The sequence below is a fragment of the Streptomyces sp. BK208 genome, from assembly GCF_004364245.1.
Classification (GTDB): domain Bacteria; phylum Actinomycetota; class Actinomycetes; order Streptomycetales; family Streptomycetaceae; genus Streptomyces.
This window is the reverse complement of record NZ_SOAV01000006.1, coordinates 20,653-46,092: the sequence shown is the minus strand read 5'-3', so window position 1 is coordinate 46,092 and position 25,440 is coordinate 20,653. Positions and strand designations below refer to the sequence as shown.

Annotated in this window: 18 protein-coding genes; 7 read left to right on the top strand and 11 right to left on the bottom strand. The window is 73.2% G+C overall.

Translation table 11 applies throughout. The features are described 5' to 3' along the window. Positions 1-2: 2 nt before the first annotated feature. The 5 genes from EV562_RS16135 to EV562_RS16120 form a co-directional block, all read right to left on the bottom strand. Positions 3-5,261: a DNA repair ATPase gene (locus EV562_RS16135; protein ID WP_243860067.1), complete on the bottom strand. Its 5,259-nt coding sequence runs from the start codon at positions 5,259-5,261 to the stop codon at positions 3-5. A 103-nt stretch (positions 5,262-5,364) separates the two neighbouring features. Continuing rightward, entirely contained in the window at positions 5,365-7,398 is a 2,034-nt protein-coding gene (locus EV562_RS16130; RefSeq protein WP_133887516.1) for a flotillin family protein, read from the bottom strand. Positions 7,399-7,585: 187 nt separating this feature from the next. After that, on the bottom strand, positions 7,586-7,732 hold the full coding sequence (locus EV562_RS35105) for a hypothetical protein (RefSeq protein ID WP_166661827.1): 147 nt from the start codon (positions 7,730-7,732) through the stop codon (positions 7,586-7,588). A 224-nt stretch (positions 7,733-7,956) separates the two neighbouring features. Next, positions 7,957-8,616 (bottom strand): CE1759 family FMN reductase, encoded by a 660-nt coding sequence (locus EV562_RS16125; protein ID WP_133887515.1) that lies wholly within the window; start codon positions 8,614-8,616, stop codon positions 7,957-7,959. Next, positions 8,613-9,725: an LLM class flavin-dependent oxidoreductase gene (locus EV562_RS16120; RefSeq protein ID WP_133887514.1), complete on the bottom strand. Its 1,113-nt coding sequence runs from the start codon at positions 9,723-9,725 to the stop codon at positions 8,613-8,615. The genes EV562_RS16125 and EV562_RS16120 overlap by 4 nt, the downstream gene beginning before the upstream one ends. A gap of 138 nt (positions 9,726-9,863) precedes the next feature. Between EV562_RS16120 and EV562_RS16115 the strand changes: the two genes are divergently transcribed. Continuing rightward, a complete protein-coding gene (locus tag EV562_RS16115; RefSeq protein ID WP_030145264.1) occupies positions 9,864-10,202 on the top strand; it encodes a YnfA family protein in 339 nt (112 codons plus the stop codon). A 201-nt stretch (positions 10,203-10,403) separates the two neighbouring features. Beyond that, on the top strand, positions 10,404-11,183 hold the full coding sequence (locus tag EV562_RS16110; RefSeq protein ID WP_133887513.1) for an SDR family NAD(P)-dependent oxidoreductase: 780 nt from the start codon (positions 10,404-10,406) through the stop codon (positions 11,181-11,183). Positions 11,184-11,301: 118 nt separating this feature from the next. On the opposite strand, the gene EV562_RS16105 is transcribed toward EV562_RS16110, so the two are convergent. Next, on the bottom strand, positions 11,302-12,495 hold the full coding sequence (locus EV562_RS16105) for an RtcB family protein (protein ID WP_133887512.1): 1,194 nt from the start codon (positions 12,493-12,495) through the stop codon (positions 11,302-11,304). A 206-nt stretch (positions 12,496-12,701) separates the two neighbouring features. Between EV562_RS16105 and EV562_RS16100 the strand changes: the two genes are divergently transcribed. The 3 genes from EV562_RS16100 to EV562_RS16090 all read left to right on the top strand — a co-directional run bounded on the left by EV562_RS16100 (position 12,702) and on the right by EV562_RS16090 (position 15,918). Then, on the top strand, positions 12,702-13,553 hold the full coding sequence (locus tag EV562_RS16100) for a DUF3558 domain-containing protein (protein WP_133887511.1): 852 nt from the start codon (positions 12,702-12,704) through the stop codon (positions 13,551-13,553). A 132-nt stretch (positions 13,554-13,685) separates the two neighbouring features. Next, complete coding sequence (locus EV562_RS16095) at positions 13,686-14,558, top strand: DUF3558 family protein (RefSeq protein ID WP_133887510.1); 873 nt, start codon at positions 13,686-13,688, stop codon at positions 14,556-14,558. A gap of 88 nt (positions 14,559-14,646) precedes the next feature. Continuing rightward, positions 14,647-15,918 (top strand): DUF2637 domain-containing protein, encoded by a 1,272-nt coding sequence (locus tag EV562_RS16090; protein ID WP_166661825.1) that lies wholly within the window; start codon positions 14,647-14,649, stop codon positions 15,916-15,918. A gap of 79 nt (positions 15,919-15,997) precedes the next feature. Here EV562_RS16090 and lysS read toward each other — a convergent pair whose 3' ends face one another. Beyond that, positions 15,998-17,749, bottom strand: coding sequence for a lysine--tRNA ligase (gene lysS / locus EV562_RS16085; protein ID WP_133887509.1), 1,752 nt, complete (start codon positions 17,747-17,749; stop codon positions 15,998-16,000). A gap of 184 nt (positions 17,750-17,933) precedes the next feature. Between lysS and argS the strand changes: the two genes are divergently transcribed. Next, on the top strand, positions 17,934-19,694 hold the full coding sequence (gene argS, locus EV562_RS16080; RefSeq protein WP_133887508.1) for an arginine--tRNA ligase: 1,761 nt from the start codon (positions 17,934-17,936) through the stop codon (positions 19,692-19,694). A gap of 40 nt (positions 19,695-19,734) precedes the next feature. On the opposite strand, the gene EV562_RS16075 is transcribed toward argS, so the two are convergent. From EV562_RS16075 to EV562_RS16055, 4 genes are all read right to left on the bottom strand, one after another. Then, complete coding sequence (locus tag EV562_RS16075; protein ID WP_133887507.1) at positions 19,735-20,577, bottom strand: arylamine N-acetyltransferase; 843 nt, start codon at positions 20,575-20,577, stop codon at positions 19,735-19,737. Between the two features lie 49 nt (positions 20,578-20,626). Next, positions 20,627-21,865: a PLP-dependent aminotransferase family protein gene (locus EV562_RS16070; RefSeq protein WP_133887506.1), complete on the bottom strand. Its 1,239-nt coding sequence runs from the start codon at positions 21,863-21,865 to the stop codon at positions 20,627-20,629. Between the two features lie 181 nt (positions 21,866-22,046). Next, positions 22,047-22,949: an SAM-dependent methyltransferase gene (locus tag EV562_RS16060; protein ID WP_133887505.1), complete on the bottom strand. Its 903-nt coding sequence runs from the start codon at positions 22,947-22,949 to the stop codon at positions 22,047-22,049. A gap of 120 nt (positions 22,950-23,069) precedes the next feature. Continuing rightward, positions 23,070-24,434 carry a helix-turn-helix transcriptional regulator gene (locus tag EV562_RS16055; protein WP_133887504.1) on the bottom strand — a complete coding sequence of 455 codons (1,365 nt, stop codon included), beginning with the start codon at positions 24,432-24,434 and terminating at the stop codon, positions 23,070-23,072. Positions 24,435-24,645: 211 nt separating this feature from the next. Between EV562_RS16055 and EV562_RS35100 the strand changes: the two genes are divergently transcribed. Beyond that, a complete protein-coding gene (locus EV562_RS35100; protein ID WP_166661824.1) occupies positions 24,646-25,407 on the top strand; it encodes a DUF4232 domain-containing protein in 762 nt (253 codons plus the stop codon). Positions 25,408-25,440: the final 33 nt, after the last annotated feature.

The following is a 25,440-nucleotide window of genomic DNA, read 5'->3' as shown; positions in this document are numbered from 1 at the left end:
GCTCACCCGTCGCCGGTCCCGGCCCGCGGGTCGGCCGTCAGGCGGTGGCGCGGGCCGGCGGCCCGGGTGATGGCCGACTCCACGGCGGCGACGCGGTCCGCGAGGAGGCCCAGCGCGGCGACGGCACGGGCGAGCGGGTCGTCGCCGGGCCCTCCGAGGGTGCGGGCGCGGACGTGGGCGGCACGCACCTCGGCCCAGCGGGCGGCCTCCTCGGAGGTGAGCGTGCCGCGCAGCTCGGCGAGCTTGAGCAAATTGGCCTCGGCGCCGTGGGTGAGGGTCTGCGCCTCGGCGGTGTAGTGGTCGTCGAGTACGGCGGCGCGTTCGGCGTCGTTCATGACGGGCCGGACGCGCTGGGCGATCTTGTTCATGTTGCGGTAGGAGCCCTGGAGCCGGAAGGCGGGCTCGGTACGGGTGTCGTCCGCCTGGGCGGCGGAGGCGATGTAGGCGGCGTTGACGGCCAGGACCGTCTCGCGGACGGCCACGAGGTGGCGCAGGACGGACAGGACGCGCTCCAGCTCGGCGGGCGGGTGGGCGAAGGCGAGGCGGTCGGCCCGGGCGGTGGGGTCCCCGGTGGCGAGGCGCACGAGCAGCTCCAGGTCGGCCCGGTCGCCGCCGGCCAGCGGTGCCAGGACCGGGTTCGCGGTGAGCGCGTTCTCCAGGAAGCTCAGCGCGAACGCCTCCTCCTTGCCGGTCAGGACGTCGCCCAGGTTCCACACGTCGGCCCGGTTGGCGAGCATGTCGGGGACCTGGAAGCGGGCGCCGGACTCGGTGTACGGGTTGCCGGCCATGCAGACGGCGAAGCGCTTGCCGCGCAGGTCGTAGCTGCGCGGGCGGCCGTCCCGCACGCCCTCCACCCGGCGGGTGGCGTCGCACAACGGGATGAACTGCTGGAGGAGTTCGGGGGACGTGTGCTGGATGTCGTCGAGGTACAGGAGGGTGTTGTTCGCGGCCGCCAGCGCGAAGTTGATCTTCTCGACCTCCCGGCGTGCGGTGGCGTTCGGGGCGTCGGCCGGGTCGAGCGAGGTGACGCCGTGGCCCAGTGCGGGGCCGCTGACCTTCACCAGCATCAGGCCGAGCCGCTCGGCGACGTACTCGACCAGGGTCGTCTTGCCGTAGCCGGGCGGGGAGAGCAGCAGCAGGAGCCCGCCGGTGCCGGTGCGCCTGCCGTCGCCGGTCGTGCCGAGCTGTTTGGCCAGGCTGTCCCCGACGAGCGGGAGGTAGACCTCGTCCACCAGCCGGTTGCGGACGAAGGCGGACATGACGCGCGGGCGGTGGTCGTCCAGGCGCAGGCGCTCGCGTTCGGCGTCCACCAGCGCGCCGCGGCGCCGCTGGTAGGCCCGGAACCCCGGCACGTCCTCGGCCGCGAAGCGCGCGGTACGGGCGAGGAACTCGTCGAGACGCAGCGGCAGCCGGCCCCCGGTGATGCGCGGGTGGGCGCCCAGCAGGCCCTCCGCGGTGGCCGTCGGAGCGGCGTCGCCCTCGTAGCGGGGCAGGTCGGGACAGAGTTCGGCGGCGACCGCCTCGGCCAGGTCACCGGCGGTGAGACCGGTGCCGGTCGCGGTGGCGTACGACGAGATCCACGCCCCGGCGAGCTGCCCGCGGGCGGCCAGGCCGTCGAGCGCGGCCAGGTCCTCGTCGTAGGCGGGGCTGCCCACCGTGCGGCGGAACTTGTCCAGGAGCGTGCGCGTCCCCGCCCCGAGGACGAACCCGTCGGGGGCGGTGGTCAGTTCGTGGAAGAGGTACGAGGCGGCGGCACGGGCGGCGTCCCCACCGGAGCCCGACGGCTCCACGAGGAGGCCGAGCACGCCGGCCTCGGGGCCGGAAGCCCCGGCACGGCTGACGTGACCTGCGTGGCTCTCGTGACCCGCGTGACCCGCGTGACCCGCATGGCCCCCGTGACCCGCGTGGTCTGCGCCCGACCGGGCCACGCCCCCGACGGCCCCCGCCGCCCCCTCGACGGCCCCCGCCGCGCCCCCGAGCGAACCGGCCGCTCCCGCCACCGGACCGGCGGCCCCGTCGGCCGGGTCCGTCCCGCGCGGCGCGCCGCCCGCACGGCCGGGCGCCGCCGATCCCCGCCCCGGACCCAGCCACGCCCCGACGGCCCGCGCCAGCTCCTCCTCCAGGTCGCCGATCGCCGCCGGGAGGCCGAAGGTGTCCCGGGCGCGGGCCAGGGAGCGGGCGCGTCGGGTCCACGCCTCGCGCGCGTCCGGCGTGGTGCCGTGCGCCCAGAAGAGCTGCGCGGCCGCCCGCGCGGCCGGTTCGTGGACGAGCGTCCCGGCCCTCTCGTACAGGGGCAGCAGCGCCCTGAGGACGACGGTCGCGTCGTGGTCGTGCACACCCCGCTCGTAGCCCTCGTCGTACGCCTCCCGCGCGGCCTCGCGGACCAGGGCGGCCAGGTCGTCGGCGCCGGCCAGGGTGCTCGCGCCGTGCTCCCGCAGCAGGCGGGCGGCGAGGTGCTCGGCGCGGTAGACGGCGGGGGACTCCGAGGGGAGGGTGCGGTCCCAGTGGGTGCGGCCGGCCGCGAGGTCCGGGTCGGTGACCGGTGAGCGGTAGTCGGTGCCGGTGAGGGCGAAGGCGAGCCCGTCGCCGTCGGGGACGAGGGTGAGGTCCAGGGGCTGGGTGTTGACGGCGAAGCGGTGGGCGCCCAGGCGCAGGGTGCGGCCGTCGTCGGCGTACAGGTCGGTGCGGTCGCGCAGGGCGCGGGCGGCCTCCTGCCGGGCGGAGGCGAGACGCCCGTCGAGTTCCTCCGCGCGGGCGGTGTCGCCGAGGGCGCGCAGTTCCTCGGCGGTGCGGCGGACCTTGGCCGGCATGGGGTCGGAGGCGAAGTAGGTGCTGACCGCGTCGGCGTCGGCCAGAGCGGCGCACCGCCGGGTGATCGTCTCCAGGATGCGGGCGGCGGAGGCGGCGAGCTGTTCGGCGCGGCGGGCCCGGGTGTCGGCGAGCGCCTGCTTGCGGGCGGTGAGCGCGTCGTACATCTCGGCGCGCTTGCCGGCGAGTTCGGTCAGGAAGCCGTCGAACTCCGCGAAGCGGGACTCCAGGTCCTCCAGGCGGGCGAGCAGCCGGGCCAGTTGGTCGTCGCAGCGCTCGGGGGTGTCGGCGGCGGCGAGCGCGGCGGTGACGGCCTGGCCGAGCAGCGCCGTCTCGGCGGCGAACTCGGCGCGGCCCTCCCGGCCGACGAGGGCGCGGCGGCGGGCGTCGAGGGTGGCGCGGGCGCGGTTGACGCCGCCGAGGACACCGGAGACGCGCTCCAGCAGGGCGGTGCGGACGGTAGCGTCGCCCGTGTCCAGCTCGGCGACGACGTCGGTGACCGTCCGCAGTCCGTCGGCGAGTTCGTCCAGCCGGGCGGCGACGGGCCCCGCCTCGGCGACGGTGCCGATGGCTCCCGCGTCCGCGACGAGCCGTTCGACGTCCTCACGCTGCGCGTCGAAGGCGTCCTCGCGGGTGAGGAAGGCGACGGCCCGCCGCCCCAGCTCGGCGAGGGACGCCTCGGTCTCCTCGGCGAGGACGTCGATGCCGGGCAGGTCGGCGTACCGCAGCTCCTTGACGTTCAGCAGGTGACCGTGGGCGTGCCGCAGCTCGGTCAGTCCCCGCACCCAGGCGGCGGCTTCCCGGGGCGCCTCGCCGCGCAGCCGCCGGACCACCGCCGCGATCCGTTCGGCGGCCTCGTCGCGGGCCTCGGCCGCCCGCCGGGTCAGGTCCCGTACGGTCTCGAACTCGGCCAGCACCTGCTCGGCCGTCTCCCGCACGGCGGCCAGCGCACCGGCCAGGCCGCCCAGCTCCTCCTCGCCCAGCCAGTGGTGGCCGTCGGCCGCGCGCACGCACGACGCGGCGAGCGCCCGGTAGCCCTCGGCCGTGGTGATCCCCTCGCCCGCCGCCCCGGCGACGGACAGACAGGCGGAGATGCCGCGCACGAGGTCGGCGTTGCCCACCCGGGCCAGCGGGCCGTCACCGGCGGGGGCGTCGGCGGCGTACGTGTCGGAGACGTACGGCGAGTGCCACAGCTGCACCGGGTGCACCTGGGCCGGTTCGTCGCCGTCCGCGCGCAGCACGGTGAAGGTGCCGTCCTCCGCCAGGGCCCAGCCCCGGCAGGCCAGCGGGTTCACGACCTCCTTGCGGATGGTGTTGTACGACAGCAGCAGGCCCCGGCTCTCGCCGCGCGCGTGGAAGGCGTACAGCACGTCCTCGCCGTTGGGCGAGCGCACCTCGCGCTCGAACTCCAGGCCCGTCGCGTCGAGTTCGTACGTCTTGTGGACGCCCGTGGCCAGGCAGTAGCCGCCGGGGAAGACGATGCCCTGGTCGTCGGGCAGCCGGCGGCAGGCCGCGCCGACGCCGTCCAGCCGGACCACCGACTTGGTGAGGGTGTTGAACACCAGGTGGCGGTCGGTGTCCTCCTTGTAGGGCCGGACGCGCAGCAGGATCAGCGCGCCGACCCGGGCGTGCGCGATGTCGGCGTCGGCCAGGGACTGGAGGGGCTCGTCGACGGGCTCGGAGTAGATGCCGTCGGCCGTCTCGGTGTCGTCCTCCAGCTTGACGGTGAGGGTGCCGCCCACCGCGCTGACGCAGAACTCGCCGCGCACGGAGACGTGCGGGTGGCGGCCCAGGACGTGGTCCTCCCGGGTGGCCCCGGTCCACTCGAAGTCGTACGGCGCGGGGAACACGTCGTCGCGTTCGCCCCGGGCGTCCAGGAAGGCCGCCCGCCCGTCGTCGGTCAGCTCCCAGCGCAGGACGCGGATGTCGTCGGCCTTCTCGCCGGTGCGGAAGACGGCCAGCAGCCTGCCGTCGACGGGGCGCAGCCGCAGCAGCCGGGCCTGCCGGTAGTAGCGGTGCAGGTCGGTGAACTCCCGTACGAAGGCGGGGTCGTCGAGCAGCCCGGGCACGGCCGACCCGGGCAGCGGGTTCAGGTCGCGGTCGTACAGGGTGAGGACGTCCGCCACCGCGGTCCCCTCGCGCCGGGCCGGGCGGCCGGTGGAGCCGAGGAGCAGGACGTCGCCGACGGCGACGACGTCGCAGGGCACGCCGGGGTGCTCGGTGCGCAGCCGCCCGGTGGAGGCCAGTTCGAGGCGAGCCGACCCGAACTCCTCGACACGGCGGGCGTTGAGGAGTCGGGCGCGGTGGGCGAGGTCGGCGGCCTGTGCGGCGAGCCGGTCGCGCAGCACCTCGTACGCGCCGGCGTCGGCGGCGTCGCGGGCTGCGTCGTCGGCTGCGTCGCGGGCGCCCGCGCCGGTGGTGGTCGGCGTGCCCGTCTCCGGAGCGGTGGCCATGAGCGGTCGGTCCCTTCCAGGATGCGGGGGGGGTGCCCGGTGCCGCCGATCCCCGCGCGGCGGCACCGGCACCCCGTCTGTGGTGGCCCGTCGGGCCGGCCGGTCAGGCCCTGGCCGTGCCGTTCAGGGCGGTGAGCGGCGTGTCGGCGAGGCCCAGTTCACCGGCGTGGTCGAGGAGACGCTGCACCTGCCCGGCGTCCGTACCGGCCGACTTCATCAGCTTCATCAGCAGCGCGGACACCGTCAGGTTCTGCACGTCGGACGTGGAGAACGAGCCCAGCACCCGGGTCAGGTCGTCGGTGAAGCCCGACGAGCCGTCCAGCCAGGGCCCGGCGAGGGCCTGCGCCGTCTCGGAGTGCTTGACGAACCCGTCGATCCCCTTGCCGAGCGAGACCGAGGACACCAGGCGGTCGAAGAAGACCGAGTCGCCGCCCACGATGTCGATGTCGGCGTTCTCCAGACCGGTGGCGAGCACCGTGGCCTGGGCCTCGGCGACCTGCCGCTGCACGTCCAGACCGGCCAGCCGGATGTCCTTCTCCGCCTCCAGGCGCAGCCGGTACTCCTCGTGGCCGCGCGAGGCGTCGTCCAGGGCGGCCATCGCCGCGGCCTTCTCGGTGAGTCCCGCGGCCTCCGCCTTGAGCCTGGTGCCGATGGCCTCCGCCTCGGCGAGGGCCTTGGCCCGCGCCCCCTCGGCCTCGGCGCGCATCCGGGCCCCGGTCGCCTCCGCCTCGGCACGGCCGGCCTTCTCGATGACCTCCGCCTCCTTGTCGCGGACCTGGACCGCGGCCAGCCCCGCCGCCGCGGCCTCCGCCTGGACGCCCTCGGCCATCCGCAGCTTGGCCCGCGCGTCCAGGTCGGCGCTCTTCAACCGGGCCTCGGCCAGGGTGAGTTCCTCGGCGGCGCGATGGGTGGCCGCCGCCTCCGCCGCCTCCGCGGCCTTGATGTCCTTGACCAGCCGCTCCTGCGCCTCCGCCTCGGCGGCGATGATCACGGCCTGCCGCTGCCGCTCCGCCTCCTCCACGGCGCGCAGCTTCTTGATGGACTCCTCCTGCTCGGCGACCGTACGGTCCACGGCGACCCGCTCGCGGACGACCTCGGCGATGTTCCGCTTCTCCGCCTCGACCTCCTTCTCGGCGGCGATCCGCGTCAGCTCGGTCTCCCGCTCGCGGCCGATGGCCTCCAGCATGCGGTCCTTCTCGATGCGCTCGTTCTCGACGGCGATGACCCGCTCGCGGTTCTTCGCGGCGACCGCGACCTCTCGGGCCTGGTTCTCGCGCTGCACGCCGAGCTGCTCCTCCGTGCGCAGGAAGGCGGTCTGCGCGCGCAGCCGCTCCTCCTCCACCACCCGGGCCGTCTCGGCCTCCTCGCGGGCCCGGCTCGTGTCGATCTCGCGCTTCTGCTTGATCTCGGCGTCCGCCTGCCGGCGCTCCAGCTCCAGCACGGCCTCGCGGGCGTCGACGTTCTGCCGGGTGATCTCCTTCTCCTCCGTGCGCCGCGCCTCGTTGGTGCGCACGTGCTCCACGGCCGTCAGCTCGGTGATCTTCCGGATGCCCTGGGCGTCGAGGACGTTGGCCGGGTCCAGCTGGGTCAGCGGCGTCTGCTCCAGGTAGTCGATCGCCGCGTCCTCCAGGTGGTACCCGTTGAGGTCCACGCCGATGACCTCGATGATCCGGTACCGCAGCTCCTCGCGCTTGGTGTAGAGGTCGGTGAAGTCCAGCTGCTTGCCGACGGTCTTGAGCGCCTCGGAGAACTTCGCGTGGAACAGCTCCTGCAGCGTGTCCCGGTCGCTGGCGCGGGCCGTGCCGACCGCCTGGGCGACCTTGACGACGTCTTCGACGGTCTTGTTGACCTTGACGAAGAACGAGATGCGGATGTCCGCGCGGATGTTGTCCCGGCAGATCAGCCCCTCCTTGCCGGCCCGGGTGATCTCGATCGTCTTCACCGAGATGTCCATCACCTCGGCCTTGTGCAGCACCGGCAGCACCATCTGACCCGTGAAGGTCACGTCCACCTTGCGCATCTTGGAGACGATCAGCGCCTTGCCCTGCTCCACCTTGCGGAAGAGGCGCGAGACGCCGAACAGCACGAGGGCGACGAGGAGAAGGCAGACGACAGCGAGGACACCGATGACTTCCATGGGACACGTCCTTACGGCAGGAGACGGCTGGGGCGGTGGCCGCCGGTGCGAACGCCGTGGCCGCGCGGTCCTGTCGGGACGCGGAGGCGGAGGCGAGAGGCGGACCGGTGGCGGCCGCCCGTGGTGCGACGGCATGTTCCGGCGGGCGACGGCGGGTCCGGGCCGTCGGCCGGGGTGAGGTGGTGACTCAGACGGTGGGCACGGCGGGGACGCCGCGGCCGGCGCGGCGCTCGTGCGCCGCGGCATCGGCGGGGCGGGGCCCACGGCCGGGTTCGTCGGGGTGGAGCCGGTGAAGCGGGCGGACGAAGGAACCGTTCGTCTTCTTCGTCGCCATCGTCCGCCCCCTCCAGCAGTGCTCCCCTTGGCCCCAGGATGCGCGAGAGCGGCCTCCGTGCGCATTGCCGGTTTCCGGAAATGTTCACCGGGGCTTGAATGCCGGTGAGCCGCCGACGGGTTGGTCGGAACCCGTCGACGGCTCAGGTGTGACTCGGGCGCCGCGCACACTCCGGCACCGTGGCCGGCCAGGTGCTCAGGGCGCCGGGCCCGGCCCGGGGACGCTCAGGGCGCCGGGCTCGGCCCCGGGACGCCCAGCGCGGCGAGCCGCTGCGCGAAGGGCGTGACCTCCTCGAAGGAGTCCCGCCGGGGCAGCGGACGGTCCGCCGACGGCCGTGACGACCCCGACAGCCCCGCCATCAGCGCCGCCAGCTCGCGCGCGGCCCGCCCGATCCGGGCGTCGAGCCCTTCCGCGCCCCAGTCCTCGGAGGCGGCGTACACCCCGGTGGGGACGACGACCGCCTTCAGGTAGGCGAACAGCGGCCGCAGCGCGTGGTCCAGCACCAGGGAGTGCCGGGCGGTGCCGCCGGTCGCGGCGATCAGCACCGGCTTCCCGGTCAGGGCGTCCTCGTCGGTGACGCTCAGCGCGTCGAAGAACGACTTGAACAGCCCGCTGTACGACGCCGAGAACACCGGCGTGACGACGATCAGCCCGTCGGCCGCCGCGACCGCCTCGAAGGCGTCGGCCAGCGCCCGCGCGGGGAACCCGTTGGTGAAGGTGTGCGCGATCTCCACGGCGAGGTCGCGCAGCTCGATCACCCGCACGTCGGCCGGGGCGGGCTCGGGCGCGGTGGCGGCCGGGGCGGCGACGGCGGCCAGCCGGTCGCCGAGCAGCCGGGTGGAGGACGGGACGCTCAGCCCCGCGGAGACGACGACGAGCTTCATGCGCGTGCTCCTTCCTTCTCCCGGCCTTCCCGGCCGGCGGCCTTCGCCGCCAGCAGGGACGCGTGGGTCGGCGCGTCCGGCACGTTCGCCGGACGGTTCTTGGCGAACTCCTCGCGCAGTACCGGGACGACCTCCTCGCCGAGCAGGTCGAGCTGCTCCAGGACGGTCTTCAGGGGCAGCCCGGCGTGGTCCATCAGGAACAGCTGGCGCTGGTAGTCACCGGCGTAGTCGCGGAAGGCGAGGGTTTTCTCGATCACCTGCTGCGGGGAACCGACGGTCAGCGGCGTCTGCTCGGTGAAGTCCTCCAGCGACGGCCCGTGCCCGTAGACGGGGGCGACGTCGAAGTACGGCCGGAACTCGCGCACCGCGTCCTGGCTGTTCTTCCGCATGAACACCTGGCCGCCGAGCCCGACGATCGCCTGCTCCGGCGTGCCGTGCCCGTAGTGGGCGTAGCGGGCCCGGTACAGCTCGACCATGCGCTTGGTGTGGTCGGCGGGCCAGAAGATGTTGTTGTGGAAGAAGCCGTCGCCGTAGTACGCGGCCTGCTCGGCGATCTCCGGGGAGCGGATGGAGCCGTGCCACACGAAGGGCGCGACGCCGTCCAGCGGACGCGGGGTGGACGTGAAGCCCTGGAGAGGGGTGCGGAACGTGCCCTCCCAGTTCACGACGTCCTCGCGCCACAGGCGGTGCAGCAGGTTGTAGTTCTCGACGGCGAGGTTGATCCCCTCGCGGATGTCCTTGCCGAACCAGGGGTAGACCGGCCCGGTGTTGCCGCGCCCCATCATCAGGTCCACCCGGCCGTCGGCCAGGTGCTGGAGCATCGCGAAGTCCTCGGCGATCTTCACCGGGTCGTTCGTGGTGATCAGGGTGGTGGAGGTGGAAAGCACGAGCCGCTCGGTGCGGGCCGCGATGTAGCCGAGCATGGTCGTCGGCGACGACGGCACGAAGGGCGGGTTGTGGTGCTCGCCGGTCGCGAAGACGTCGAGTCCGACCTCTTCGGCCTTGAGCGCGATGGCGACCATGGCCTTGATGCGCTCACGCTCGGTCGGCGTACGGCCCGTGGTCGGGTCGGGCGTGACGTCGCCGACGGTGAAGATGCCGAACTGCATGATCGCTCAACCTCCAGGTTGTTGACTGTTCAACTATACCCGTGGAACGGAGCGCCTCCGGTCGTTATTCCGCAGGTCCACCGCCCGGCGAGTACCCGGCGCGATCCCCGTGCGCCGGCGGCGTGCGAAGCTGCCCGCATGCTCGTCCTGCGCTCCGCCGCCCTCTTCGTCGTCGCCGCCCTCTTCGAGATCGGCGGCGCCTGGCTCGTCTGGCAGGGCGTGCGCGAGCAGCGCGGCTGGCTGTGGGCCGCGGGCGGGGTCCTCGCCCTCGGTGCCTACGGCTTCGTCGCCACCTTCCAGCCCGACGCCCACTTCGGCCGCATCCTCGCCGCCTACGGCGGCATCTTCGTGGCCGGCTCGATCCTGTGGGGCGTGGTCGCCGACGGCTACCGCCCGGACCGCTGGGACATCGCGGGGGCGCTGGTCTGCCTGGCCGGGATGGCGCTGATCATGTGGGCCCCGCGCAACGGCGGCTGACCACGGCTGACGGGCACAGCTCCGGTCACGACTGACGACCCGCCCCCGGGTCACGACTGACGACCCGCCCGCCGGCCACGGCTGACGGCCCCCGGGTCACGACTGACGGCCCCGCCCGCCGGCCGGGGAGACCCGCCACGGCGGCTGACTACCCTGGTCGGCGACCGTCGCACCGTCCTCCGTACGCACCAGGAGCAGCCCATGGCCACCGCAGCCGCCCCGTCCGCCGCCTCCCGTATCGCCGTCGTCACCGGCGCGAGCAGCGGCATCGGCGCCGCCACGGCCCGCCGGCTCGCCGCGGCCGGGTACCGCGTCGTCCTCACCGCGCGCCGCAAGGACCGCGTCGAGGCGCTGGCGGAGGAGATCCAGGCGGCCGGCCACCAGGCGACGGCGTACCCCCTGGACGTCACCGACCGCGAGGCGGTCGACGAGTTCGCGACGGCGTTCAGGACGATCGGCGTGCTGGTCAACAACGCGGGCGGCGCGCTCGGCGCGGACCCGGTGGCCACCGGCGACCCGGACGACTGGCGCCGCATGTACGAGACGAACGTCATCGGCACCCTGAACCTCACCCAGGCCCTGCTCCCCAAGCTGGAGGCGAGCGGCGACGGCACGGTCGTGGTCGTCTCCTCGACCGCGGGCCTGTCCACCTACGAGGGCGGCGCGGGCTACGTCGCCGCCAAGCACGGCGAGCACGTCCTCGCCGAGACCCTGCGCCTGGAGATCGTCGGCCGCCCGGTCCGCGTCGTCGAGATCGCGCCCGGCATGGTCAAGACCGACGAGTTCGCCCTGACCCGCTTCGGCGGCGACCAGGACAAGGCGGCCAAGGTCTACCAGGGCGTCGCCGACCCGCTGACCGCCGACGACGTCGCCGACACCATCACGTGGGCGGTCACCCGCCCCGCCCACGTCAACATCGACCTGCTGGTCGTCCGCCCCCGCGCCCAGGCCTCGAACACGAAGGTGCACCGGGAGGCGTAGGGGGCGTCGTCTGGATCTTGCCGAGGGCCGGCCGCGGGCCGACGACAGGGCCCCCGTCGCCCGGAGCCGGCCTGATCCGAACGGCACCCCCCAGGACCGGCCCGTGCGGGCCGGCCCGTCAGCCCTTCACGCAGACGACCTGCTTCAGCTTCGCCACGACCTCCACCAGGTCGCGCTGCTGGTCGATGACCTGCTCGATCGGCTTGTACGCGCTGGGGATCTCGTCCACGACACCGGAGTCCTTGCGGCACTCCACGCCCCGCGTCTGCTCCTCCAGGTCCTTGGTGGAGAAGCGGCGCTTGGCGGCGTTCCTGCTCATGCGCCGGCCCGCGCCGTGGGAGGCGGAGTTGAAGGACTTGGCGTTGCCGAGGCCCTTGACGATGTACGAACCGGTGCCCATGGAGCCGGGGATGATCCCGTACTCGCCGGACCCGGCCCGGATCGCCCCCTTGCGGGTGACGAGCAGGTCCATCCCCTCGTAGCGCTCCTCGGCCACGTAGTTGTGGTGGGCGCTGATCTCCGGCTCGAAGACCGGCTTGGCCTTCTTGAACTCCTTGCGGACCACGTCCTTCAGGAGCGCCATCATGAGGGTGCGGTTGTACTTCGCGTACTCCTGGGCCCAGAACAGGTCGTTGCGGTACGCCGCCATCTGCGGGGTGTCCGCGACGAACACCGCGAGGTCGCGGTCGATCAGGCCCTGGTTGTGCGGGAGCTTCTGGGCGATGCCGATGTGGTGCTCGGCCAGCTCCTTGCCGATGTTGCGGGAACCGGAGTGGAGCATCAGCCAGACAGAACCGGCCGTGTCCGTGCACACTTCGACGAAATGATTTCCGGATCCGAGCGTTCCCATCTGCTTTCCGGCCCGCTCATGACGGAACTTGACCGCCTCCGCCACCCCGTCGAAGCGCCCCCAGAAGTCGTCCCACCCGGCCGTCGCCAGCCCGTGGAAGCGGCCCGGGTCGACCGGGCTGTCGTGCATGCCCCGCCCCACCGGAATCGCCTGCTCGATCTTCGAGCGCAGCCGGGACAGGTCGCCCGGGAGGTCGTTCGCCGTCAGGGACGTCCTCACCGCCGACATGCCGCAGCCGATGTCGACGCCCACCGCCGCCGGACACACCGCGCCCCGCATCGCGATCACGGAACCGACCGTCGCGCCCTTGCCGTAGTGCACGTCCGGCATGACCGCCAGGCCCTTGATCCACGGCAGGGTCGCGACGTTGCGCAGCTGCTGGAGCGCGCCCTCCTCGACCGTCGCCGGGTCGGCCCACATCCGGATCGGCACCTTCGCGCCCGGCATCTCCACGTACGACATCTCGTCCTCATTCCCCCGGAAAACATACAGAAGTCTCGAAGCGCAGAACCGGCGCCAAGGGCAGCCAAAGGGACGACCGACCGGCGTTCACGGCAGCGCGTGCGATACACATTGTCTGCAGGGAGCGCCCCCGTGCGGCAAGCGAATAACCAGCGGGGACACTGGAGTCCCGACATCACAGCCACCCCGGCGAGAGGAGCCGCACCGTGCAGCGGAAGGCCTACGTACCCGGCGTCGCCGTCCTCCTGGCGGCGTTGCTGGCCGGCTGCACCGGCGGCTCGGAGGGCGGTGCCACGGCGGACAACTCGAACCCGGGGGAGCCGGGTGTGGCGACCGAGGCGGCCGAGCCCGGCAAGTACCGCACCCTTCCGGACCCGTGCGGCGCGGTCGGCCACAAGGCGCTCGACGCCCTCCTGCCCGGCATCGAGGAGATCACCGACGAGGAGCAGCGCGAGCGGGCGTACGCGGGTGAGCCGACGCTCGCCTACGACACCGACCGCAAGGTCGGCTGCCGCTGGAAGGTGGAGTCGGCGCAGGCCACCGACCACCTCTTCGTCGACTTCGAGCGGGTGGTGTCCTACGACGGCTCCGTGAGCGACGACAACGAGGCCGAGCAGCTCTTCGCGAAGCAGGTGGAGGCGGCCGACCTGCCCGAACCGGTCGTCTCCGAGTCCGGGTCCACCGCCTCGGACTCCCCCTCCGGCAGCCCGTCCGCGTCCTCGGGCGAGCCGTCCGCCGGGTCGGGCGGCACATCCTCCGCCCCCTCCTCGTCGGCCTCGTCCTCGTCGAGCGCGTCCCCCGGCACCCCGCCCGCCGAGGTCCAGCCGCGGCTCCTGGACGACCTGGGCGACGAGGCGTTCGTGGACGACGCGCTCAGCAGCTCCGGTTCGACGGCGAAGCGGCGCACCGTGACTGTGGCGTTCCGCACGTCGAACGTCATGGTGACCATCGAGTACGCGGAGCAGTCGGCGACGCTCGGTGTCGTGCCGGACAGCGGGGAAATGCAGGACAAGGCGCGGAAACTGGCCTCCCAGCTGGCGGATTCCCTGGGCGGCTGAGGCCCGCCGGGGCGCCCCCGCGCCCGCGCACGGCGCCCCGGAAGCGGGACCGCGCGTTTTACTCACCGCGTACCGTGGCCCCTCGGACCCGTTCCGAACGCAGGAACCACGAGTGCCATGAGTGAAGGAACCATGCAGCGACGAGCCCAGCGTGCCCAGCGAGACCCGCAAGCGAAGCGAGCCAAGCGACTCACCCGCGTCCTTGTCGGCGCGGCCGCCGTACCCGTGATGCTGGTGGCAGCCGGCTGCTCCTCGGACTCCGGCTCCGAGGACGGCAAGGACAAGGCGGCGCAGGAGTCGGCCGCGTCCAAGTCCGCGAGTCCGTCCCCGACGGTGCGCGCGGCGGCGTTCCGGAAGCTTCCGGAGCCGTGTTCGACGGTGACGAAGAAGACGCTGGACGACCTGGTGCCGAAGGGCGGAACCGGGGACGAGGGTTCGTCGAACGACACGACGACGCGGGCCGGTTGCTCCTGGGACAGCCTCGACGACAACGGCGTGAAGGGTTCTCAGTTCCGCTGGCTGAGCGTGTCGATGCTGCGCTTCGAGTCGGACGTGACGCGCGGCGAGGGCGACAAGCTGGCGCACGACTACTACCTCAAGCAGCTCAAGGACACGCAGGGTGCGGAGGGCGCGAAGAGCGTCAGGACCGACCCGGTGAGCGGCACGGGCGACGAGGCGTCGGTGGTGCGCTACGACCTGAAGAAGAAGGAAGGCACCTTCAAGCAGCAGACGGTCGTGGCGCGGGTCGAGAACGTCGTCGTCACCCTCGACTACAACGGTGCCGGCCTGGCGGGCGACAAGACCCCGGACGCCGACGACCTGGTGAAGGACGCCCAGAAGGCGGCCAAGGAGGCGGTGGCCGCGGTGACGAAGGCCAACGCCGCCGGCGGCGACGCCGGCAAGCCGAGCGGCTCGCCCTCCGGGTCGTCCAACAAGGCCCCGTCTAAGGCGCCGTCGGAGTCGTCTTCGACGTCGTCCTCGAAGGCGCCCGCGAAGGACAGCTGACGGACCCTACGACCCACCGGCCACCCGTCCCCCGCACACATGTGCCACTCTGTTGCGCGCAACAACACGCAATGGGAGGGGAGTACGGGTGGCCGCGCCACTTCAGCTGACACGGACGCATCGTGTTCTCATCGGCATGGTCGTCTTCGGTGCCGTCGTGATCGCCGGCATCGGCTTCGCGGGTTCGTACGCGGCGGTGCGCGAACTGGCCCTGAAGAAGGGGTTCGGGAACTTCAGCTACGTCTTCCCGGTCGGCATCGACGCGGGCATCTGCGTACTGCTGGCGCTGGACCTGCTGCTGACCTGGATCCGCATCCCCTTCCCGCTGCTGCGGCAGACGGCGTGGCTGCTGACGGCGGCGACGATCGCGTTCAACGGCGCGGCTGCCTGGCCCGACCCGCTGGGCGTGGGCATGCACGGGGTCATCCCGATCCTGTTCGTGGTGTCGGTGGAGGCCGCCCGGCACGCGGTCGGCCGGATCGCCGACATCACCGCCGACAAGCACATGGAGGGCGTCCGCCTCACCCGCTGGCTGCTCTCTCCGCTGCCGACGTTCCTGCTGTGGCGCCGTATGAAGCTGTGGGAGCTGCGCTCCTACGAGCAGGTGATCAAGCTGGAGCAGGAGCGGCTGGTCTACCAGGCCCGGCTGCGTTCGCGGTTCGGCCGCGCCTGGCGCCGCAAGGCGCCCGTGGAGTCCCTGATGCCGCTGCGGCTGGCCCGCTACGGCGTCCCGCTGGCGCAGACCGCCCCGTCCGGCCTGGCGGCGGCCGGTATCGAACCGGCCCTGCTCCCGCCCGCCCCGCGCCCCCAGGAGGCGGCCCCCCGGACGCCGCCCGCGGGCGGACAGCGGGCCGAGCTGGCGGGCGGCGGGGACGCGGAGCCGGTGCGGGAGGAAGGACCGGCAGCGGAGCAGAACCCGTGGCTGCACGCCCGGGACCCGCAGTCGGTCGAGTACCACGGCGACTACGACCCGACGTACGACCCGGACCAGTACGCCCAGTGGGAGGCGGAGCAGCGCCAGGCCGACCAGTACCGGCAGCAGTTCGAGGAGGAGCCTCCGGCGCAGGAGCCCGCCCCGGAGGAGACCGGCGGCTTCCCCATACCGGTCGGGCCGCACCGCACCCGCGAGCTGGGCGAGGGCGGCGGCACCCCGGAGCCGGAGGGCCCGGACGAGAACGACTACTACCAGGTCTTCAAGCAGTCGCTCGGCAACGGCAGCGGCTACCCCACCCCGCGCGAGTTCGCGTACGACGTCGAGGCCACGTTCGGCGTCTCCCTCCTGGACGCCGACGCCAAACGCATGGTCCTGCGGTTCCAGGAGCGCCACGGCGCGGAGCTGGAGGACGAGCACATCGCCTGAGCCCGGCGGCGCCGCGTACGGCGAAGGGGGGCGCCCGGTGATCACCGGGCGCCCCCCTTCCTCGTGCCGTCCGTCCGGGCTACTCCCCGAGCAGGGTCCGCACCCGGTCCTGCCCCACCGCGAGCAGCAGGGTGGGCAGGCGCGGGCCGGTGTCGCGGCCGACGAGCAGGTGGTACAGGAGCGCGAAGAACGTCCGCTGGGCGGTCTTGATCTCCGGGGGCAGCTCCTTGGGCGTGGCGTCGGCCGGGAAGCCCGCCTGGACCTTGGGGACGCCGTAGACGTGGTGGGTGAGACCGTCCAGGGACCAGTGGTCGGCCAGCCCGTCCAGCAGCAGCCGCAGCGACTGCCGGCTCGGCTCGTCGAGGGACTTGAGCAGCTCGGCGTCGGGCTCCCGGCGCACGACGGTGCGCTGGTCGGCGGGGACGTGCGTGTTGATCCACGCCTCGGCCTTGTCGTAGCGCGGCCGGGCCTCGTCCAGCGACGCGATCGGGTTCGCCGGGTCCAGCTCGCCGAGGATGCGCAGCGCCTGGTCCTCGTGTCCGGCGGTGATGTCGGCCACGGAGGCGAGCGTGCGGTACGGCAGCGGCCTGGGCGTGCGCGGCAGCTCACCGGCGGCGGTGCGGACGGCGCGGGCGTGCGCGGCGGCGTCGGCGGGCAGCGCGGTGCCGGCGGCGACCTTGGCGTCGAGGCGGTCCCACTCGTCGTACAGCCGCTGGATCTCCTGGTCGAAGGCGATCTTGAAGGACTGGTTGGGGCGGCGGCGGGCGTACAGCCAGCGCAGCAGCTGCGGCTCCATGATCTGCAGCGCGTCGGCCGGGGTGGGCACCCCGCCCTTGGACGAGGACATCTTGGCCATGCCGCTGATGCCGACGAAGGCGTACATCGGGCCGATCGGCTGCTCGCCGCCGAAGATGCCGACGATCTGCCCGCCGACCTGGAACGACGAGCCGGGCGAGGAGTGGTCCACGCCGCTCGGCTCGAAGACGACCCCCTCGTAGGCCCAGCGCATGGGCCAGTCGACCTTCCAGACCAGCTTGCCGCGGTTGAACTCGCTCAGCCGCACGGTCTCGGAGAAGCCGCAGGCGGTGCACGCGTACGTCAGCTCGGTCGAGTCGTCGTCGTAGGCGGTGACCGTCGTCAGGTCCTTCTCGCAGTTGCCGCAGTACGGCTTGTACGGGAAGTAGCCGGCGGAGCCGGAGCTGCCGTCGTCCTCGGCGGCGGCGCCGGAGCCCTCGGCGGCCTCCAGCTCGGCCTCGTCGACGGGCTTCTGCGACTGCTGCGGCTTCTTCGCCGGGGCCTTCCTGGTGCGGTACTGGTCGAGGATCGCGTCGATGTCCCGCCGGTGCTTCATGGCGTGCAGGATCTGCTCGCGGTAGACACCGGAGGTGTACTGCGCGGTCTGGCTGATGCCGTCGAACTCGACGCCCATCTCGGCGAGCGAGGCGACCATGGCGGCCTTGAAGTGCTCCGCCCAGTTCGCGTGCGGGGAGCCCTTCGGGGCGGGGACGGAGGTCAGGGGCTTGCCGATGTGCTCGGCCCAGGACTCGTCCACGCCGGGGACGCCGGCCGGCACCTTGCGGTAGCGGTCGTAGTCGTCCCAGGAGATCAGGTGCCGCACCTCGTGCCCGCGGCGGCGGATCTCGTCGGCGACCAGGTGCGGGGTCATGACCTCGCGCAGGTTGCCCAGGTGGATGGGGCCGGAGGGGGAGAGTCCGGAGGCGACGACGACGCCTGGTTTGCCCGGGGCACGACGCTCCGACTCGGCGATGACCTCGTCCGCGAAACGGGAGACCCAGTCGGTGGTCTCTGTGCTCTGAGCCACGATCGGCACGTCCTCTTCCCTGGAACTTCTCTGGAACTTCTCTGGAACTGCTGCGGAGACGGCCGCTACGGTCGCACGGCTGTCCGCCCCATTCTCCCAGCCCGGCGCGCATCCGCGAAAACCGCTTTTCACCGCGTGGGATACTCGGTTTCTGTACTACTCCCAGGAACCCGAGCAGAACGGCAGCCACTCCATGGCCTCGGTCACGTCCCTCACCGACTCCGTCCAGCAGCAGCTCGCGTCCGCGCTCACGGCCACCCGGCCGGAGGCCGCCGGCGCCGACCCGCTGCTGCGACGAAGCGACCGGGCGGACTACCAGGCCAACGGCATCCTGGCCCTGGCCAAGAAGGCGAAGGCCAACCCGCGGGAGCTGGCCACCGAGGTCGTCGCGCACCTCACCACCGGTGACGAGCTGATCAAGGACGTCGAGGTCTCCGGACCCGGCTTCCTCAACATCACCGTCGCCGACCGCGCGATCACCGCGAACCTCGCCGCGCGCCTCGCGGACGGCGAGCGCCTCGGCGTGCCGCTGAAGCAGGACGCGGGCACCACGGTCGTCGACTACGCCCAGCCGAACGTGGCGAAGGAGATGCACGTCGGCCACCTGCGCTCCGCCGTCATCGGCGACGCGCTGCGCGGGATGCTCGACTTCACCGGCGAGAAGACGATCGGCCGGCACCACATCGGCGACTGGGGCACCCAGTTCGGCATGCTCATCCAGTACCTGGTCGAGCACCCCGGCGAGCTGGCCCCGGCCGGTGACGTCGACGGCGAGCAGGCCATGTCGAACCTGAACCGGGTGTACAAGGCGTCGCGCGCGGTCTTCGACGCGGACGAGGAGTTCAAGGAGCGGGCCCGCAAGCGGGTCGTCGCCCTCCAGTCCGGCGACAAGGAGACGCTGGAGCTGTGGCAGCAGTTCGTCGACGAGTCGAAGGTCTACTTCTACTCGGTCTTCGAGAAGCTCGACATGGAGATCCGCGACGAGGAGATCGTCGGCGAGTCCGCGTACAACGAGGGCATGCCGGAGACCGCCCGCCTCCTGGAGGAGATGGGCGTCGCGGTGCGCTCCGAGGGCGCGCTGGTGGTGTTCTTCGACGAGATCCGCGGCAAGGACGACCAGCCGGTGCCGCTGATCGTGCAGAAGGCCGACGGCGGTTTCGGCTACGCGGCCTCCGACCTGACCGCGATCCGCAACCGCGTCCAGGACCTGCACGCCACCACGCTGCTGTACGTCGTCGACGTGCGCCAGTCGCTGCACTTCAGGATGGTCTTCGAGGCCGCCCGCCGGGCCGGCTGGCTCGGTGACGAGGTCACCGCGCACAACATGGCCTACGGCACGGTGCTCGGCGCCGACGGCAAGCCCTTCAAGACGCGCGCGGGCGAGACCGTGCGCCTGGAGGACCTGCTGGACGAGGCGGTGCAGCGGGCGGCGGAGGTCGTGCGGGAGAAGGCGCGGGACCTCACCGAGGACGAGATCCAGGAGCGGGCCGCGCAGGTCGGCATCGGCGCCGTGAAGTACGCGGACCTGTCGACGTCGCCGAGCCGCGACTACAAGTTCGACCTGGACCAGATGGTCTCGCTCAACGGCGACACCAGCGTCTACCTCCAGTACGCCTACGCCCGTATCCGGTCCATCCTGCGCAAGGCCGGCGAGGTCCGCCCCGCCGCCCACCCGGAGCTGGAGCTGCACGCGGCGGAGCGGGCCCTGGGCCTGCACCTGGACGCATTCGGGGACACGGTCTTCGAGGCGGCCGCCGAGTACGCCCCGCACAAGCTCGCCGCGTACCTGTACCAGCTGGCGTCGCTGTACACGACGTTCTACGACAAGTGCCCGGTCCTGAAGGCACAGACGCCGGAGCAGGTGGAGAACCGCCTGTTCCTGTGCGACCTCACCGCCCGCACCCTGCACCGCGGCATGGCCCTGCTGGGCATCCGGACGCCCGAGCGGCTCTGAGAACGCCCCGGAGGTGGGGGCCGGACAACGCTCCCGGCCCTCACCTCAGCAGCGTCAGCCCCTCGGGGGCGTCGATGCCGAACTCCTCCGCCAGCACCCGGCGGGCCCTGGCCTCGTCGGCCACCTTCTCCTCGGTGACCGTGCCGTCCCCGGTACGCGTCACGACGAGGCGGTCGCCGTCGAGGAGCAGGTGCGCGTCCGGGGTGAGGCGCTGGACGTAGGGGCGCCGGGCGAACGGGGACCGCGGGTTGGTGGCGACGTGCCAGTTGATCACCTCGTAGTCGGACGGCTCGAACGGCTCCGGGGTGAAGGCGTACTGCGCCTGCCAGCCGCCCGCGAGGTACGCCTCCAGCACCCACATCTCCAGTGGCCCCCGGTGCGGCGCGTGCACCAGCCGGTGCCGGCGTCCGGCGTCGTGGAACTCGGTGTCCGCCGTCAGCGGCACCGGTTCCAGCAGCGAGCCGAGGGCACCGAAGCCGACGTCGACCAGGTGGGGCCGCGGGTCGTCGGGCAGTTCGGCGAGGAGGGCCATGTGGGTGCGCGGGCGGTCCGCGAAGCGGTCGGCGCCGACGACGACCCGCGCGGTCAGCCGGGTCACCCGCACGCCGAGCGCCTCCAGGGCCGCCGCGAACAGCGTGTTGTGCTCGTAGCAGTAGCCACCGCGCCGCCGGCCGTGCACCAGCTTGGTCATCAGGTCGCCGAGGTCGAGGGAGGGGGCACGGCCGCCCAGGGCGTCGAGGTTCTCGAACGGGATGGCCCTCAGGTGGGCGAGCTGCACGCCCCGGAGCGTGTCCGGGTCGGGGCGCCGCCCGCCCGCCCAGCCGATGCGTCCGAGGTAGGCGTCCAGGGAGAAGGGTGCCGTCGTCCGTGCGCTGTCAGCCATGGCCTCACCGTACGTGCGGTGACGCCCCCCTATCCCTCCGCAATTGGTCCTAGGCCGCCGGTCCCGCCTCGGCCAGCCCCTCCGCCAGCCTCCGCAGCCCCTCCGCGATCTCGTCCGGGGTCTGCGTGACGAAGCAGAGCCGCAGCGTGGCGCGGTCGGGCTCGCCGGCGTGGAAGGGGGCGCCGGGGACGTAGGCCACGTCGTGCCGGACCACCTCGGGGAGGAGGGCGGTGGTGTCGTACCCGTCGGGCAGCCGGGCCCACAGGAACATGCCGCCCTCGGGACGGGTCCACGCCGAACCGGCCGGGAGCGCGTCCGGGAGGCCCGCGAGCATGGCGTCCCGGCGTGCCCCGTAGGCGGCGGCGACCCGGGCGACGTGGGCGTCCAGGTCCCGGTCGGCCAGGTAGCGGGCGGCGGCGAGCTGGTTGACGGTCGGGGTGTGCAGGTCGGCGGCCTGCTTGGCGACCGCGCAGGCCCGGCGCAGCTCGGCGGGCGCCCGCAGCCAGCCAAGGCGCAGACCCGGTGCCATCACCTTGGAGAAGGACCCCAGCAGCACGGTGCGGTCCCGGGCGCCCGGGTAGGAGGCGATCCACGGCACCCGCTCGCCCTCGAAGCGCAGCTCGCCGTAGGGGTCGTCCTCGACGATCCACAGCCCGCACCGTCCGGCGACCTCGGCGACGGCGGCGCGGCGGGCGGCCGGCAGGGTGCGGCCGGTGGGGTTGGAGAAGGTGGGGACCGTGTAAAGCAGCTTGGGACGCTCGCGCACCACCAGCTCTTCCAGCGCGCCGGGGTCGATCCCGTCCTCGTCCCCGGGCACGGCCACCACCCGGGCGCCCGCGAAGCCGAAGGCCTGGAGCGCGGCCAGGTAGCAGGGGCGCTCCACGAGGACGGTGTCGCCGGGTTCGAGCAGGGCGGTGGCGAGCAGCGACAGGGCCTGCTGGGAGCCGGTGGTGACGAGGAGGTCGTCGGCTTCGGTGGCCAGCCCGCGGGCCGAGGTGCGGGCGGCGAGCGCGGCCCGCAGGGCGGGCTCTCCCTCGGTGGTGGAGTACTGCAGCGCTCGTGCGGGCGTCTCGGCGAGCACGTCCCGGTACGCGGCGGCGATGCCGTCGGCGTCGAACAGCTCGGGGGCCGGCAGCCCGCCCGCGAAGTTGATCACCTCGGGGCGGGCGGTGACGGCGAGGATGTCCCGTACGGGCGATCCCCCGGTCGACCGGGCCCGCGCGGCCAGCGGCGGCAGTGGAGCGGGGACGGCGGCGGGAGCGGCGGGCGCGTTGTCGGTCACGGTCATGCGCGCAGCGTAGAGAAGTACGTGCCGTCTACAGGCGACTTTCCGCGATCCGGACACCCGTACGACCGGCGCCCCGGGCCCGGGCCCGGGTCCGGCGCGGTCGCCGGTCACCCGCTGGTCGTCGGTCGTCGGTCGCCGGTCGCCGGTCGCCGGTCGCCGGTCGCCGGTCGCCGCCGGAGCGTCAGGCCTTGGTGCCCAGTCCGCCGTACACGTTGATGTCCGCGTCCGTGACGTCGTTGATGTCCTTGTACCTGACCTTCTCGATGTCGTCGAGCGCGGCGAGGTACGACTCCTCCGGCTGGTCCGGCACCGGCGCCGCGTGGTCCGGCCGCCAGTGGTGCACCGGCACGATCCCGGGGTCGGCGAGCTTCAGCCCGCTCTCCGTGAAGAACCGCTCGACGTCGTCCCGGGAGCGCAGCACGAAGGTGAAACCCCGCTCGGTGTACGTCCGCTGCACCGCGCGCACGTTCTCCGGGTTGAGGTCGTCGGTGAGGTGGCTGAGCACGAGCCGGCTGCCGGCGGGCAGCGCGTCGACCAGTTCACGGACGATCGGGTAGGCCTGGTCGTCCTCGACGAAGTGCAGGATGGCTACCAGGCAGAGCGCCACCGGCCGGTCGAAGTCGATGACCTCGGCGGCCTGTTCGAGGATCCGCGCAGGCTGCTTCAGGTCGGCGTCGATGTAGTCCGTACGCCCCTCGGGACCGCTGGTGAGCAGGGCCCGGGCGTGGGCGAGCACGACGGGGTCGTTGTCGACGTACACGACGCGCGAGTCGGGGGCGATGCGCTGGGCGATCTGGTGCACGTTCTCGGCGGTCGGCAGCCCGGTGCCGATGTCGAGGAACTGCCGGATGCCGTCCTCGCCGGCCAGCGTGGTCACCGCGCGCCGCAGGAAGTCGCGGTTGTGCCGCACGTCGAGGTAGCCGCGCGGGTTGGCGGCGAGCCCGGCGGCCGCCGCGTCGAGGTCGGCGGGGTAGTGGTCCTTGCCGCCGAGGAAGACGTCGTAGACCCGCGCCGGGTGCGCCTTGCTGCTGTCGATCCTCCTGCGCAGCTCCGCGGGGTCCTGGCTGAGGGCGTCACCGGGCATGGGCGTACCGCCTTTCGGATGTCGCCTGACGAAGCGAACCGGTGTGATGGTCAACAACCTATCTCCCGACCGGACTTGCCGGCGCCCCGACGCCCCCGGAGCCGGGCGCTCCGGCCCTCCTCAGCCGCCCTCGACCAGCTCCCAGGCACTGCTGCCGAGGGGATAGGCGTAGTAGGAGTCGTCCCGGGAGGCGCTCGTGCGGAACGGCTTGCCGTTGTCGTCGATGCGCGTGGTGCCGTGCCGGCCGCCGCTGGACCACTCCAGTTCCAGCTCCCAGCTGACGTCGTGGCCGCTGGTGTGCGCGCTGACCTGGAAGACCTCGGGGTCGGACTCGCTGACGCTGTACGGGAAGTCCCGCTGGCCCCCGATCGGCGTCGCGGTCGGGGTACCGAGGTCCAGCGAGACGTCGAAGGCCGTGGTGTGCACCTGGCCGCCGCAGCCGTTGCCCATCACGTACTGGTTCCAGTCCAGCGCGGGACCAGTGCTCTTGACCCGCACGTGCAGGTCCTCCAGGACCACCGTCTGCGGGCCGGTGCCCTGCACGGTGAGGACGACCGTCTGCCGGTTCGCGGAGACCGCGCGCAGGGGGGTGGCCCAGCCGACGGCGTCCTGCTGGGGCGGGGGCTCGGGGACGTTCTTCGGGCTGCGGTCGACCAGGAAGGCGTGGTCGCAGGGCACGTCCCAGTAGTACGGGGTGGTCGACACGGTGAGCGGGGGCCCCGGTACGGGTGCCTTGCCGCCCGGGGTGGCGCCGACCCGGCGCGACGGTGCCGTGGAGGGAGGCCCGGGCGGGGACGTGGCGACGGACGGTGAGGACGTGGGGGACGTGGAGGCGCTCGCGCTCGGGGAGCCCGACCGGGTCGCCGGTCCGGACACCTTCGCGTTCACGGAGGTCTGCGCGGCGGCCCCGGCGGGACCGTGCCGGCCGTCGTCGCCCGGGTCTCCCACGAGGCTGGCCACGAGCGCCACGGCGGCGCTGACGGCGACGACGCCGGACGCCGCGTAGAGCGCGGCGCGCGGGACCCGTCGGCGGGGCGGGCCGGGCACGCCGAGGGCGGGCGGGTCCTCCGGTGCGGGCCGGGACGTCCGCGCGGGCGAGCCCTCCGGCACGGGCGCGACGGCCGAGGCCGACGCCGAGGCCGAGGGGACCGGCGAGGCCGGCGGGACGGCGCCGCCCGGGGTCGGCCCCGGCGCGTCCTGCGCACCGTCGGCGTCCTCCGTGCCCTCGGTCTCCCCCTTCTTCACGCCGCGCAGCGCGTCCGCGCGGATCCAGCGGCGGTGGAGTTCGAGCAGCTCCTCGGGCGTCGCCCGGCACACGCGGGCGAGGCGTTCGACGGGGGCGAACTCGACCGGCACCACCTCCCCGCTGACGTACCGGTGCAGGGTCGAGCCGCTCATGTGCAGCCGCTTGCCGAGTACCCCGTAACTGAGTCCGGACCGCTCCTTCAACTCCCGAAGCAGCCCCGCGAAGTCGTCCCCCGCCACCGTTCCTCCCTCTTCCCGTATCCCCGTACCGCATCCCAGAAGGACGTTGTTCCCGCAGGTCAGAGCGTTCCCGACGTCCCACCGTCCCGTATGTTCCCCCTCCGCTGGCGGCCGGGACGGTCAGGGCCGCAAGCTGTGGTCATCCAAGCAGCCGCTCCCGGTCGACGGTCGAGCGGCTCGACCAACTCTCGCATTCCCAGGGGGAACTGCCATGTCCGCACGCCGCATCACCCGTACCCGTCTGTTCGCCGCCACCACGGTCGCGCTGGCCGCGCTCTCCCTGACGGCCTGCGAGGGCGACGAACTCACGGGCTCCCCGGCGCCCGAGTCCTCCACCTCCGCGTCGGCGAACGGGAGCGACGCCCGGCCGGCGGGCAGCGCGAAGGACGACACCGCGAACACGGGGGACGCCGAGGACGCGGGAAACACCGGGAGCACCGGGACGACCGGCGGCGCGGGCTCGGCCGGATCCGCCGGAAAGGACAACGCATCCGGCGCGGGCTCCGGTTCCGGCTCCGGTTCGCACTCCGGCACCGGCGACGCCTCCGACGCCTCCGACTCGGACCTCCCCGGCGAGTGCTCGGCGTCGGACGTGCGGATCACCGCGGCGAACGCCCCCCGCCCGATCAACCACCTGCTGCTGACCGCCACCAACACCGGCTCGAAGACGTGCGCGCTGCCGCAGTACCCGGCGGCGCGGTTCGGCGAGGCCCAGTCGGTGCCGCCGGTCGCGGAGTCCAGCAAGCCGCAGTCGCTGACGACCCTGGCCCCCGGCGAGTCCGGCTACGCGGGCGTGCGCCTGTCGTCCGGCGACGGCAGCGGCGAGAACGGCTACGAGACGACCACCCTCACCATCCCGTTCGAGGACGGCTCCATCGCCAGGGTCAAGCTGCCCGCCGGCGGCGTGTACGTCGACACCGCGCTGACCGTCACCTACTGGCAGACCGACGCGTCGAACGCGCTCGAGTACTGAAGGGGTCAGCGGGCCCGCATCCCTTGCGTCAAG

Excerpts from the sequence above, each read along its gene's own strand:
- EV562_RS16060 (WP_133887505.1), bottom strand. The coding sequence starts at position 22,949 with ATGCCCGGTGACGCCCTCAGCCAGGACCCCGCGGAGCTGCGCAGGAGG.
- EV562_RS35105 (WP_166661827.1), bottom strand. The coding sequence starts at position 7,732 with ATGGCGACGAAGAAGACGAACGGTTCCTTCGTCCGCCCGCTTCACCGG.
- EV562_RS16110 (WP_133887513.1), top strand. The coding sequence starts at position 10,404 with ATGGCCACCGCAGCCGCCCCGTCCGCCGCCTCCCGTATCGCCGTCGTC.
- EV562_RS16125 (WP_133887515.1), bottom strand. The coding sequence starts at position 8,616 with ATGAAGCTCGTCGTCGTCTCCGCGGGGCTGAGCGTCCCGTCCTCCACC.
- EV562_RS16135 (WP_243860067.1), bottom strand. The coding sequence starts at position 5,261 with ATGGCCACCGCTCCGGAGACGGGCACGCCGACCACCACCGGCGCGGGC.
- EV562_RS16095 (WP_133887510.1), top strand. The coding sequence starts at position 13,686 with ATGCAGCGACGAGCCCAGCGTGCCCAGCGAGACCCGCAAGCGAAGCGA.
- EV562_RS16070 (WP_133887506.1), bottom strand. The coding sequence starts at position 21,865 with ATGACCGTGACCGACAACGCGCCCGCCGCTCCCGCCGCCGTCCCCGCT.
- EV562_RS16105 (WP_133887512.1), bottom strand. The coding sequence starts at position 12,495 with ATGTCGTACGTGGAGATGCCGGGCGCGAAGGTGCCGATCCGGATGTGG.
- EV562_RS35100 (WP_166661824.1), top strand. The coding sequence starts at position 24,646 with ATGTCCGCACGCCGCATCACCCGTACCCGTCTGTTCGCCGCCACCACG.
- EV562_RS16130 (WP_133887516.1), bottom strand. The coding sequence starts at position 7,398 with ATGGAAGTCATCGGTGTCCTCGCTGTCGTCTGCCTTCTCCTCGTCGCC.
- EV562_RS16120 (WP_133887514.1), bottom strand. The coding sequence starts at position 9,725 with ATGCAGTTCGGCATCTTCACCGTCGGCGACGTCACGCCCGACCCGACC.
- EV562_RS16075 (WP_133887507.1), bottom strand. The coding sequence starts at position 20,577 with ATGGCTGACAGCGCACGGACGACGGCACCCTTCTCCCTGGACGCCTAC.
- EV562_RS16115 (WP_030145264.1), top strand. The coding sequence starts at position 9,864 with ATGCTCGTCCTGCGCTCCGCCGCCCTCTTCGTCGTCGCCGCCCTCTTC.
- argS (WP_133887508.1), top strand. The coding sequence starts at position 17,934 with ATGGCCTCGGTCACGTCCCTCACCGACTCCGTCCAGCAGCAGCTCGCG.